At 71.1% G+C, this 11780-nt stretch carries 12 protein-coding genes; 8 read left to right on the top strand and 4 right to left on the bottom strand.

Annotated elements, in window-relative coordinates; all coding sequences use genetic code 11:
- Window positions 1–1839, bottom strand: coding sequence for an HSP90 family protein (locus ACZ4AA_RS27830; protein WP_467608737.1), 1839 nt, complete (start codon window positions 1837–1839; stop codon window positions 1–3).
- Between the two features lie 166 nt (window positions 1840–2005).
- Between ACZ4AA_RS27830 and recG the strand changes: the two genes are divergently transcribed.
- The 8 genes from recG (at window position 2006) to mutM (ending at window position 9486) form a co-directional block, all read left to right on the top strand.
- Window positions 2006–4222, top strand: coding sequence for an ATP-dependent DNA helicase RecG (gene recG, locus ACZ4AA_RS27825; RefSeq protein WP_467608734.1), 2217 nt, complete (start codon window positions 2006–2008; stop codon window positions 4220–4222).
- A 67-nt stretch (window positions 4223–4289) separates the two neighbouring features.
- Window positions 4290–4877 (top strand): 16S rRNA (guanine(966)-N(2))-methyltransferase RsmD, encoded by a 588-nt coding sequence (gene rsmD, locus ACZ4AA_RS27820; protein ID WP_467608731.1) that lies wholly within the window; start codon window positions 4290–4292, stop codon window positions 4875–4877.
- Window positions 4878–4903: 26 nt separating this feature from the next.
- The gene (gene coaD / locus ACZ4AA_RS27815; protein ID WP_355766653.1) at window positions 4904–5383 is read left to right on the top strand and encodes a pantetheine-phosphate adenylyltransferase; all 480 of its coding nucleotides are present in this window, start codon (window positions 4904–4906) and stop codon (window positions 5381–5383) included.
- 99 nt (window positions 5384–5482) lie between these two features.
- Complete coding sequence (locus ACZ4AA_RS27810; RefSeq protein WP_467608728.1) at window positions 5483–6559, top strand: ATP synthase subunit B family protein; 1077 nt, start codon at window positions 5483–5485, stop codon at window positions 6557–6559.
- 171 nt (window positions 6560–6730) lie between these two features.
- Complete coding sequence (locus ACZ4AA_RS27805; protein ID WP_467608725.1) at window positions 6731–7375, top strand: YceD family protein; 645 nt, start codon at window positions 6731–6733, stop codon at window positions 7373–7375.
- A gap of 2 nt (window positions 7376–7377) precedes the next feature.
- Window positions 7378–7551 (top strand): 50S ribosomal protein L32, encoded by a 174-nt coding sequence (gene rpmF, locus ACZ4AA_RS27800; protein ID WP_006139588.1) that lies wholly within the window; start codon window positions 7378–7380, stop codon window positions 7549–7551.
- Window positions 7552–7570: 19 nt separating this feature from the next.
- Complete coding sequence (gene rnc / locus ACZ4AA_RS27795; RefSeq protein ID WP_467608720.1) at window positions 7571–8428, top strand: ribonuclease III; 858 nt, start codon at window positions 7571–7573, stop codon at window positions 8426–8428.
- Window positions 8429–8625: 197 nt separating this feature from the next.
- Entirely contained in the window at window positions 8626–9486 is an 861-nt protein-coding gene (mutM, locus tag ACZ4AA_RS27790; protein WP_467608717.1) for a bifunctional DNA-formamidopyrimidine glycosylase/DNA-(apurinic or apyrimidinic site) lyase, read from the top strand.
- A gap of 24 nt (window positions 9487–9510) precedes the next feature.
- Here mutM and ACZ4AA_RS27785 read toward each other — a convergent pair whose 3' ends face one another.
- The 3 genes from ACZ4AA_RS27785 to ACZ4AA_RS27775 all read right to left on the bottom strand — a co-directional run bounded on the left by ACZ4AA_RS27785 (window position 9511) and on the right by ACZ4AA_RS27775 (window position 11689).
- Window positions 9511–9957 (bottom strand): winged helix-turn-helix transcriptional regulator, encoded by a 447-nt coding sequence (locus ACZ4AA_RS27785; RefSeq protein ID WP_467608714.1) that lies wholly within the window; start codon window positions 9955–9957, stop codon window positions 9511–9513.
- 275 nt (window positions 9958–10232) lie between these two features.
- On the bottom strand, window positions 10233–10394 hold the full coding sequence (locus ACZ4AA_RS27780) for a hypothetical protein (protein WP_467608710.1): 162 nt from the start codon (window positions 10392–10394) through the stop codon (window positions 10233–10235).
- A 290-nt stretch (window positions 10395–10684) separates the two neighbouring features.
- On the bottom strand, window positions 10685–11689 hold the full coding sequence (locus ACZ4AA_RS27775; RefSeq protein ID WP_467608707.1) for a CAP domain-containing protein: 1005 nt from the start codon (window positions 11687–11689) through the stop codon (window positions 10685–10687).
- Between the last annotated feature and the right edge of the window lie 91 nt (window positions 11690–11780).

Genomic DNA, 11780 nt, shown 5'->3' with positions numbered 1-11780 from the left:
TCATCGGCGGCCGTCCGTTCCGGGATCGGTGTGGGTGGCCCACTCCAGGAGGCCGATGAAGGCGCGGTTCAGGAGCGCGGAGTCCGCGGGCCGCAGCGGACGCTGTGCCATCAGCAGGGCCTGCCCGTACAGGGACTCGGTGGCGGTGCCGATCAGTTCGGGATCACCGAGCGAACCGATCCTGCGGATCAGCGGGTTGAGATGGTTGAGGACCAGTCGGGCGCGCGGGGCGCTGCCGCGCAGCGAGCCGAGAATGCCCGCCCACAGGTCGTCGGCCTGCTCCTCGGCCTCCGCGCGGGCCTGTTCGTGGCGGGCCGCCCGGTCGTCCAGATGCAGGGCGGGTACCGACAGGGGGTGGAAGGCGCGCAGCACCACATCGCAGTTCAGCGGGTCGAGCCGGGCCCGCGCGGCCGCGAGGAATCCCGACAGCGCCAGCTCCTCGGCCGGGTCGACGGTGTCCAGGTGGGCCGTCACGGTGTCCGCGTCCAGCTCCGAGACGGCCGTACCCGGACGCACCGCGGGCAGCGCCTCGATCAGCTCGCTGTCGTACGTGTAGCCGCCGTTGACGACCCCCACGCCCTGCGCGGAGGCGATCGGCGCGACCTGCCGGTACTCCTCCACGGTCCGGGTGAAGTGCACCACCGGGTGCCGCTGCGCGAACTCCTCCAGGGACAGCCGTCCGTCGGTCGTCTCGAAGGGCAGCCACGGCAGCATGATGCGCAGCATCTCCGCGTCGTGCCGCGCCAGCGACTTCACCCCCAGGTGGTGCACGGAGAGGAACGCGGCGAGGCGCTCGGGATCACCGGCCGCGAGGCCGGTCAGCCAGGACCGGATGCGCTCGCCCAGGGCCTCCCGTACGGCGGCGAGCGTCTCGTCCTCGTACAGCGACTCGCGGGAGGCGGTGGGCCGCAGGCTGTCCGTGTCGAGGACGCAGCGCACGAAGAACGCCCAGTCGGGCAGCAGCTGTTCGGCCCGCTCGGTGAGCAGCATGCCCTTCAGATGGACACGGTGGCTCGCGCGCTGGGCGGGGGAGACCGCCGTCGGCAGGACGTAGGCCACTCCCCGGATCCCGGCGAGCGGCACGTCCAGGTCGATCGAGTCCAGTGGCGTGAACCCGAACAGCTCCCGGCAGTGGCGGGCCAGGGCGACCCGCCGGGCGGTGGGGCTCGGGTGGGGCCGGTCCCAGGGCGCGGGCAGGTCCGCGATCGCCTCGTCGCCGACCCGTACGTCGTACGGCAGGAGCGCCCCGAAGTCGCGCGCCAGCGACCGGACCCGCTCCGGGCTCAGCCACTCGCCGGCCCCGGCTCGCGCCACCAGGTGCACGGTGGTGCCCGGCTCGGTGCGAGCCTCCCGCGGCAGGGTGCGCACGGTGTACGAGCCGTCGTCGGCCGCGGTCCACTCGACCGGCGCCGCGTCGGGCGTCCGGGCGCTGCGGCTGACCACCCGGATCCGCTCGGCGACGACGAAACACGCCAGCAGTCCGATGCCGAACTGGCCGAGGAAGTCCGAACGCGCCGACTCCAGACCGTCGTTCCGCTTGGAGCTGCGGCCGATGGTCGCCAGCAGACTGTGCACGTCGGACTCGGTGAGCCCGACGCCGGAGTCCTCCACGCGCAGGGTCCCGCCCTCGGCGTGCAGCCGCACCGTGGCCGGGGCGTCCGGCTGCTCGGCGCGCCGCGCGGTGATCGCGTCGACGGCGTTCTGCAACAGCTCGCGCAGATAGACCTTGGGACTGGAGTAGAGGTGATGGGAGAGGAGGTCGACCAGACCACGCAGGTCGACCTGGAACGTATGAGGTGACGGGGAGGCCTGGGACGGCTGTGAGGTCTGGGAATCCATCGTCGCTGCGCCGGCCGGCGGGGGAAACGGGCGACGGCGCGGGGTCGGGCGGTCCCGGGAGCGGTGACCGCGAATGGGGCCGGGCGCGTCATCCTAGGCCCGGAACCAGCCGTCTGACCAGCGGATTTCCAGGACGTATACGGCAATGTCAGTGCGGTGGTGTGCAATGGATCTCGTGCCCGTGCTCGAAGAACCACTGAAGAAGGCGCTCGGTCCCGCCACCGCGAAGGTGATGGCCGAGCACCTCGGCCTGCACACCGTCGGCGACCTGCTGCACCACTACCCCCGCAGATACGAGGAGCGCGGGCAGCTCACCCACCTCGCCGACCTGCCGCTGGACGAGCACGTGACCGTGGTCGCCCAGGTCGCCGACGCGCGCCTGGCCACCTTCGCCTCGTCCAAGGCGCCCCGCGGCAAGGGCCAGCGCCTCGAAGTCACCATCACGGACGGCAGCGGCCGCCTCCAACTGGTCTTCTTCGGGCACGGTGTGCACAAGCCCCACAAGGACCTGGTGCCCGGCACCCGCGCGATGTTCTCCGGCAAGGTCTCCGTCTTCAACCGCCGCCTCCAGCTGGCCCACCCGGCCTACGAACTGCTGCGCGGCGAGGACGACGAGGCCGCGGAGAGCGTCGACAGCTGGGCCGGCGCCCTCATCCCGATCTACCCGGCCACCGCCAAACTGGAGTCCTGGAAGATCGCCAAGTCCGTGCAGACGGTGCTGCCCAGCGCCCAGCAGGCGGTCGACCCGCTCCCGGACCCGCTGCGGAACGGCCGCGGCCTGGTCACGCTCCCCGAGGCCCTCCTCAAGATCCACCGCCCGCACACCAAGGCCGACATCCACGACGCTCGCGCCCGCCTCAAGTGGGACGAGGCCTTCGTCCTCCAGGTCGCCCTGGCCCGCCGCCGCCACGCCGACGCCCAACTCCCCGCGGTGGCCCGCCGCCCCAAGCCGGACGGCCTGCTGACCGCCTTCGACGCCCGGCTGCCCTTCACCCTCACCGAGGGCCAGCTGAAGGTCACCGAGGAGATCTTCGACGGTCTCGCCACCGAACACCCGATGCACCGCCTGCTCCAGGGAGAGGTCGGATCGGGCAAGACGATGGTGGCGCTGCGCGCCATGCTCGCCGTCGTCGACGCCGGCGGGCAGGCCGCGATGCTCGCGCCCACCGAGGTGCTCGCCCAGCAGCACCACCGGTCGATCACCGAGATGATGGGCGAGCTGGCCGAGGGTGGCATGCTCGGCGGGGCCGAGCACTCCACGAAGGTCGTGCTGCTCACCGGCTCCATGGGCGCGGCCGGGCGGCGGCAGGCGCTGCTCGACCTGGTCACCGGCGAGGCCGGCATCGTGATCGGCACCCACGCGCTGATCGAGGACAAGGTGCAGTTCCACGATCTGGGTCTGGTCGTGGTCGACGAACAGCACCGCTTCGGCGTCGAGCAGCGCGACGCCCTGCGCGGCAAGGGCAAGCAGCCCCCGCACCTCCTGGTCATGACCGCCACCCCCATCCCGCGCACGGTGGCGATGACGGTCTTCGGCGACCTGGAGACCTCCGTGCTCGACCAGCTCCCCGCCGGACGCTCCCCGATCGCCAGCCATGTCGTCCCCGCCGCGGACAAACCGCACTTCCTCGCACGCGCGTGGGAGCGCGTGCGCGAAGAGGTGGAGAACGGCCATCAGGCGTACGTCGTCTGCCCCCGCATCGGCGACGAGGAGGACGACCCGAAGAAGGGCGCCCGGAAGAAGTCCGCCGAGGACGAGGCGGAGAAACGCCCGCCGCTGGCCGTCCTCGACGTCGCCGGCCAGCTCGTCAAGGGCCCCCTTCAGGGACTGCGGGTCGAAGTCCTGCACGGCAGGATGCACCCCGACGACAAGGACGCCGTCATGCGCCGCTTCGCCGCGGGCGAGACCCACGTCCTGGTCGCCACGACCGTGATCGAGGTCGGGGTGAACGTACCGAACGCCACCGCCATGGTGATCATGGACGCCGACCGCTTCGGCGTCTCCCAGCTCCACCAGCTGCGCGGCCGCGTCGGCCGCGGCTCGGCGGCGGGGCTGTGCCTGCTGGTCTCCGAGATGCCGGAGGCGAGCCCGGCCCGGCAGCGGCTGAACGCGGTGGCATCGACCCTGGACGGCTTCGAGCTCTCCCGCATCGACCTCGAACAGCGCCGCGAGGGCGACGTCCTCGGCCAGGCCCAGTCCGGCGTCCGCTCCTCGCTGCGCATGCTCGCCGTCATCGAGGACGAGGAGATCATCGCCGAGGCCCGCGAGGAGGCAGCCACGGTCGTCGCGGGGGACCCGGACCTCACCGGCCTGCCCGGCCTGCGCGTCGCCCTGGACGCCCTGCTCGACGAGGAACGGGAGCAGTACCTGGACAAGGGCTGAGCGGCGGCGACCGGCCCGCGACTGAGAGACTGGGAGGAACCGACCACCCCCAGCGCAAAGGACCCCCATGACCCGCGTGATCGCCGGCCGGGCCGGCGGACGCCGTCTGGCCGTGCCGCCGGGCACCGGCACCCGCCCCACCTCCGACCGGGCACGCGAGGGCCTCTTCTCCACCTGGCAGTCCCTGCTCGGCGGCCCGCTGGCGGGCGAGCGCGTCCTCGACCTGTACGCGGGCTCGGGCGCCGTCGGCCTGGAGGCGCTCAGCCGCGGCGCCGGCCACACCCTGCTCGTGGAGGCGGACGCCCGCGCGGCCAAGACCATCCGCGACAACGTGAGGACGCTGGGCCTGCCCGGCGCCGAGGTCAGAGCGGGCAAAGCGGAACAGATCGTCCGGACGGCGGCGCCGCAGGAACCGTACGACCTGGTCTTCATCGACCCTCCGTACGCCGTCGCGGACGGCGATCTTCGGGAGATCCTGCTCACACTCCGCACCGGGGGCTGGCTCGCGGACGATGTGCTCGTCACCGTGGAGCGCAGCACCAGAGGCGGTGAATTCGGCTGGCCCGAGGGTTTCGAGGCCCTGAGGGCCCGTCGCTACGGCGAGGGCACGTTTTGGTACGGTCGCGCCGCCTCAACGTGCGAAGACGCACGATGACCGGACCGGAGAGCGAGGGACCACTGTTGCGCCGCGCCGTCTGTCCGGGGTCATTCGACCCCATCACCAACGGACATCTCGACATCATCGCCCGCGCCTCCGCGCTGTACGACGTCGTGCACGTCGTCGTGATGATCAATCAGTCCAAGAAGGGCCTGTTCACGGTCGACGAGCGGATCGAGCTGATCCGCGAGGTCACGGCCGAGTTCGGCAACGTCCAGGTCGAGGCCTACCACGGCCTCCTCGTCGACTACTGCAAGCAGCGGGACATCCCGGCCATCGTCAAGGGCCTGCGCGCGGTCAGCGACTTCGACTACGAGCTCCAGATGGCCCAGATGAACAACGGCCTCTCGGGCGTCGAGACCCTGTTCATCCCGACCAGCCCCACCTACAGCTTCCTCTCCTCGTCGCTGGTGAAGGAAGTCGCGAACTGGGGCGGCGACATCTCCCACCTGGTGCCGCCGGTGGTCCTGGAGGCGCTCACCGGGCGCCTCGGCAAGGACTGAGCGACTGACTGTCCGTCACCCGGTGTCGGGCGGCGCGGGAGTGGTCGTACAGTCGTCCCGTCCGTCTCCATCACGGCTGTAGAGAGTGGCGAGCACACGGTGGACGTACAGAAGAAGCTCGACGAGATCGTCTCGGCGGTCGGCAGCGCCCGTTCCATGCCCATGTCGGCATCGTGCGTGGTCAACCGCGCCGACCTGCTCGCGATGCTGGAAGAGGTGCGCCAGGCCCTGCCCGGCTCCCTCGCCCAGGCCCAGGAGCTGATCGGCGGCCGCGAGGAGATGGTCGAGCGGGCCCGTCAGGAGGCCGAACGGATCATCGAGACCGCGCACGCCGAGCGCGGTTCGCTGATCTCCGACACCGAGATCGCCCGCCGCTCGCAGAACGAGGCGGACCGGATCCTCGACGAGTCCCGCAGGGAGGCCGAGGAGATCCGCGCGGAGGCCGACGACTACGTCGACTCCCAGCTCGCCAACTTCGAGGTCGTCCTCACCAAGACCCTCGGCTCCGTCGGCCGTGGCCGCGAGAAGCTCCTCGGCACAGGTCCCGGCCTCGACGAGCAGGGGTACGAGGACGAGGACGCCCCCGAGCGCAGCTACGACCCGGAGACCCTGCGCCGCAACGCCGACGACTACGTCGACGCCAAGCTCGGCGCCTTCGAGGCCGTCCTCGCCAAGACCCTGGAGGCCGTCGGCCGCGGCCGCGACAAGCTCCAGGGCCGGATCGCCAGCGACGACCTGGGCGAGCTGGGCACCTTCGGGGACGACGGAACGCCCGGCGCGCACACCAGCGACGCCGACTACCTGGCCGGCCTCGCGGAGCTCGCCGACGAGCCCGAGCGGCCCGCCCAGGCCCCGGAGCCGGCCGCCCAGCCGTCCTACGGGCAGCAGGAGGCGTACGCCTACCAGCAGCAGGCCGACCCGTACGGCTACCAGCAGCAGCAGTACGCCCAGCAGCAGGACGCCTACGGCTACCAGCAGGCCGACCCGTACGCCGCCTACCAGCAGCAGGGCTACGACCAGCAGGGGTACGACCAGAACCAGCAGGTCTACGCCCAGCAGCAGGCCCAGGCCATGGACCAGCAGAACCACGCCCTCGACGAGGCCAGCCTCTTCGACACCAGCATGATCAGCGCGGACCAGCTGAGGGCGTACGAGCAGGGGCGCGGCGGTCACTGACCCTGCGGTCAGGAGGGGTGCGCGCCGCCCGCCGGGGTGCGGGCGCGTACCGGATTGGGCCGGGAGCGAAAGGTCCAGTATCCTGGCTCTTCGGTCGCGTCTACGTCCGCGATCCGCGCTGCCCGAGGGATCTGGGGCGGCGTACCCCGAGATGGAAGATCGAAAGCAGGAATGGCTCTGAACGCCCGCCTCGACCACCGCAATCCTCTCGTGTTCGACACACACGAGCTGGGGCGGCGTCCTGGCGCGCTGCTGCGCCTGACCCGCACGATCGACGCTCCGGCGGATCTCGGGATCCAGGGTGTCATCGGAGTGCCGGAAGGTGCCCCGGTGGAGCTCGACCTCCGTCTGGAGTCGGTCATGGAAGGGGTGCTTGTCACAGGCACCGCCCGTGGCTCGGCGAAGGGGGAGTGCGTAAGGTGTCTGGAGCCGCTCGAGCAGGTGGTCGAAGCGGACTTCCAGGAGATGTTCTCGTACCCTGACGCCGATGACCGGGGCCGCCCCAAGGCGGAACCGGTCGACGACGCCGAGGACGACGAGGACACTCTCCTCCTCGAGGACGGCTTGTTCGACCTCGAACCCGTGCTGCGCGATGCGGTGGTGCTCGCACTGCCGATGCAGCCGGTGTGCCAGGACGACTGCCCGGGCCTGTGCTCCGAATGCGGAGCCCGGCTCGCGGACGACCCGGAGCACCATCACGACGCCGTCGACATCCGTTGGGCGGCACTGCAAGGACTCGCCGGTTCACTCGAAGATGGCGAGAAGGACGAGTTGAGCGGCGCCGAACCTGGCGTCGACGAGAAGCAGGAGAAGTAGCCGTGGCTGTTCCGAAGCGGAAGATGTCGCGCAGCAACACGCGCCACCGCCGGTCGCAGTGGAAGGCTGCGGTCCCCACCCTGGTTGCGTGCGAGCGCTGCCACGAGCCCAAGCTTCAGCACATCGCGTGCCCGGCTTGTGGCACCTACAACAAGCGCCAGGTCCTCGAGGTCTGAGCGGCCGGTGAGAGGTCTGATGTCTGACGCCAAGGCGGATACACCCGCCAAGAAAAAGGCGGACAACACAGCCTCGTCCCACACGCTTCTGGAAGGGCGGCTCGGCTACAAGCTCGAGTCCGCCCTTCTGGTGCGTGCGCTGACCCACCGTTCCTACGCGTACGAGAACGGCGGTCTGCCGACCAACGAGCGTCTGGAGTTCCTCGGGGACTCCGTACTGGGCCTCGTGGTCACGGACACGCTGTACCGCACCCACCCCGACCTGCCGGAAGGCCAACTGGCCAAACTGCGGGCCGCGGTGGTCAATTCTCGTGCGTTGGCCGAGGTGGGCCGCGGCCTCGAACTCGGCTCCTTCATCCGGCTCGGCCGGGGCGAGGAAGGCACGGGAGGCCGGGACAAGGCGTCCATCCTCGCCGACACCCTTGAAGCGGTGATCGGCGCTGTCTATCTCGACCAGGGTCTTGAAGCGGCGGGCGAACTCGTCCACCGTCTCTTCGACCCGCTGATCGAGAAGTCCTCGAATCTCGGTGCCGGCCTGGACTGGAAGACCAGTCTCCAGGAGCTCACCGCGACCGAGGGGCTCGGGGTTCCCGAGTACCTGGTCACGGAGACCGGCCCGGACCACGAGAAGGTCTTCACTGCTGCCGCCCGCGTCGGAGGCGTCTCGTACGGCACCGGCACCGGCCGCAGCAAGAAGGAGGCGGAGCAGCAGGCCGCGGAATCCGCGTGGCGTGCCATCCACTCCGCCGCGGACGAGCGGGCGAAATCGGCCCAGGCCGCGGAGCAGGCGGCCCGTACCGCCCAGCAGGCGGCCCAGGACGACGAGGAGACGGCCGACGTCTCCCCGGCGCCCGGGACGGACACGGCCACGGCCTGACTCCTTCGACCCGCTGACGTACCGCGGTACGCGCAGCACCCGAAGTAAACGCACCACCAGACCCCGTCACGGCGTACGCGCCGCGGCGGGGTCCTCGCGTCGCGCCGGTCCGGTACGCGGTGTTCCCCGACGGCCCTCACCGGCCTCGATGTACCCTTCCGGCATCGCCCGCCAGCCCGTCCCCCAGGAGGAGTCCCGTGCCCGAGCTGCCCGAAGTCGAGGTCGTGCGGCGGGGGTTGGAGCGCTGGGTCACCGGGCGGGTCGTCGGATCGGTGGACGTCCGCCACCCGCGGGCCGTACGGCGGCACCTCGCGGGGCCCGACGCCTTCGCGAAGGCACTGGCCGGGCACCGGGTCGGCCGGGCGATGCGCCGCGGCAAGTATCTGTGGCTGCCGCTCGACGACTCGCCCTTCTCCGTGCTCGCGCACCTCGGCATGAGCGGTCAGCTTCTCGTGCAGCCGGAGGACGCCGCCGAGGAGAAGCATCTGCGCATCCGGGTCCGCTTCGAGGACGAACAGGGCACCGAGCTGCGGTTCGTCGACCAGCGCACCTTCGGCGGGCTGTCGCTGCACGAGAACACCGCGGACGGCCTCCCCGACGTCATCGCGCACATCGCCCGCGACCCGCTCGACCCCCTCTTCGACGACGCCGCGTTCCACACCGCGCTGCGGGCCCGCCGGACGACCCTCAAGCGCGCCCTGCTCGACCAGTCACTGATCAGCGGCGTCGGGAACATCTACGCGGACGAGGCGCTGTGGCGTTCCAAGCTGCACTACGAACGCCCGGCGGGGACCATGACCCGGCCGCGCACCGCCGAACTCCTCGGCCATGTCCGTGATGTCATGAACGACGCCCTCGCCGTCGGCGGCACCAGCTTCGACAGCCTGTACGTCAACGTCAATGGGGAGTCGGGCTACTTCGATCGCTCGCTCGACGCGTACGGGCGCGAGGGCGAGCCGTGTCATCGCTGCGGGACCCCGATGCGCCGCCGGCCCTGGATGAACCGCTCCAGCTACTTCTGCCCACGCTGCCAGCGCGCGCCGCGCCCGGCGGTCTGACGCCCGGAGCGCGGCCCGACGCCTTCACGCCTCCTGCCGGACCCCGCGGGTCTCGTCGTAGCGTCCGCGGGCCGCCAGGACGTCGTCCATGCGGCCCTCCACGAAGCCGATGAGCGCCAGCAGACGTTCGGCGACCTCGCGGCCCAGCGGGGTGAGGGTGTAGTCGACGCGGGGCGGGTTCGTGGGCCGCGCGTCGCGGTTCACCAGACCGTCGCGCTCCAGGGCGTGCAGGGTCTGCGAGAGCATCTTCTCGCTGACACCGTCGACCCTGCGGCGCAGCTCGTTGAACCGGAACGTGCCGTCGTACAGCGCCCCGAGTGTGAGGGAGCCCCAGCGGCCGGTGACATGCTCCAGCGTGCCCCGGGACGGACAGCCACGGGCGAACACGTCGTACGCGAGGTCCTTGCCGCCTTCGCACACGGCGCCCGCGCCGCTCCCGGAACGCTCGGTGATCCGCGGGGACGATTCCATGCGCCCAGCATACTCAGCCACAGCGCCACCCAGAGGATCGCGCTGACTCCCGGTTAGCCCCCCGCTCCGCCCCTCCGACCCCCAACACGAACACGACCGGCCCGGCGAGTGCTCAACCCGCTGACGTGCGAAGCCCCTCCGCCGGCGTCGGCATCTACCGCAGGTGAGCGCCCCCTGATCAGGGGCCGTTCTGGTGAGCGCTGTCCGTCAGCGACCGCGGCTCCCCGCTGTTTCCCGGCCGAACGGGCACGGGAGGGCACGTCGACTGGTCCTGTCTAGGTGCTCAGCAGCCTGGCGAGCGCCAGAGCCGCCACCGCAGAGAAGACCGGCAGCTTCCTGACGTTCCGCCCAGCGGGCTTACGGCCCAGTTCCCAAGCGAGCACGCCGACGCACAACAGGTACAGCGGGCCCCGCAGCAGGAAAGCAATGTCGTGCACCGGGAGCCTCCAGGAGCCTTCGAACGGACGGGAAGGCTACCGCCGGCGGGCGGTCGTGTGGGTGGCGGCCCATCAGTGGGCCTACCGTTCTCGACTCGGGCCCGCGCTCGCGCGGGGACTCGATGAGGTCGAGAAACCTGTCTCACCCTGCGGACGTACACGCACCTGATGCCGTCGGGCGGGAAACGTACTCGGGCCGCCGTGGATGGCGTCTTCACGGATGAAGATTCCACGCACGACGGCCCGGACGCGGCCCAGGAGGCCGCTCAGCTCTCTGACCTGCGGTTAGCTCAGTAGCCGAAGTCCTGCGTCCACCAAGGGCCGCCCTCGGCGAAGTGGACTCCGACGCCGAGGGTCTTGAAGTCGCAGTTCAGGATGTTGGCCTTGTGGCCGGGGCTGTTCATCCAGGCGTCCATGACGGCCGCCGCGTCGGCCTGGCCGCGGGCTATGTTCTCGCCGCCGAGGCTGGCTATCCCGGCCTTCGCGGCGCGGTCCCAGGGGGTGAGCCCGCTCGGGTCGGTGTGGTCGAAGAAGTCGCGCGCCGCCATGTCCTCGCTGAACGTCTGGGCGAGGTCCGTCAGGGCGCTGTTCGCGGCGACCGGGCTGCAACCGACCTTGGCGCGCTCGTCGTTGACGAGCTTGATCACCTCGGCCTCGGCGGCCGACTCCGCGGACACGTTCACCGGGGCCTGGGCGATTGGCGCCTTGGTCGCGGTCTTCGAAGGCTTCGGAGCCTCGGGCTCCTTCGTCTCCTTCTGCTTGGACGCCCCGGCGTCCTGGCCCTGGGCGTCCTGCCGCTTAGGCGGCGCGGTCGTGGTCGGAGCGGTCGACGGCGAGGTGGAGGCCGAGGCGGCGGGGGCGGGGGTCGAGGGGGTGGTCGCGCGCCCGGTGCCACGGCTCGTCGAGGTGCCCTCGCGGGCGTCCGCGCTGCCGGACGTACCGCCCTGCTGCCGGTCCGCGTTGGAGGGTGAGCTCGCGGCCTGGATGCTGTCGGAGTTGTTGCTGCCACCGCCGAGCGCGTAGTTGTCGGCGCCGGGCACGACACCGGCCGCGACGGCCACGGTGCCGAGGGCCACGGCCGCCGAGACGCCGAGCAGACCCGTCTTGACGGGGCTCGGGCCCTTGCGCTTGCGGTGCGAGCGGGCGGAGGCGGCGGACGGGAGATCGGCGACGGCCGCGTAGCCGTACAGGTTCTCCGGGCCGTAGCTTTCCGTGTGGGTCTCGCTCGTCTCTGTGACTCCGGTGGCGCGCCCTGTGGCGGCGCGGCCGGCGTCGGAGCGTCGGTGGCGTCCCATCTCTTGGGCCTTCCTCGATCTTGAGTCAGCGATCCTCACCTCAAACTCACCCGGAAGAGTGAGTTTCTGGTGAGACTCATTGGGTCGGGAC

Source organism: Streptomyces sp. NPDC024698, from assembly GCF_055559015.1.
Note: the sequence above shows the minus strand (reverse complement) of the source record. Positions and strands in the feature narration are given on the sequence as shown.

Excerpts from the sequence above, each read along its gene's own strand:
- ACZ4AA_RS27785 (WP_467608714.1), bottom strand. The coding sequence starts at position 9,957 with ATGGAATCGTCCCCGCGGATCACCGAGCGTTCCGGGAGCGGCGCGGGC.
- ACZ4AA_RS27830 (WP_467608737.1), bottom strand. The coding sequence starts at position 1,839 with ATGGATTCCCAGACCTCACAGCCGTCCCAGGCCTCCCCGTCACCTCAT.
- rsmD (WP_467608731.1), top strand. The coding sequence starts at position 4,290 with ATGACCCGCGTGATCGCCGGCCGGGCCGGCGGACGCCGTCTGGCCGTG.
- ACZ4AA_RS27775 (WP_467608707.1), bottom strand. The coding sequence starts at position 11,689 with ATGGGACGCCACCGACGCTCCGACGCCGGCCGCGCCGCCACAGGGCGC.
- ACZ4AA_RS27805 (WP_467608725.1), top strand. The coding sequence starts at position 6,731 with ATGGCTCTGAACGCCCGCCTCGACCACCGCAATCCTCTCGTGTTCGAC.
- rnc (WP_467608720.1), top strand. The coding sequence starts at position 7,571 with ATGTCTGACGCCAAGGCGGATACACCCGCCAAGAAAAAGGCGGACAAC.
- recG (WP_467608734.1), top strand. The coding sequence starts at position 2,006 with ATGGATCTCGTGCCCGTGCTCGAAGAACCACTGAAGAAGGCGCTCGGT.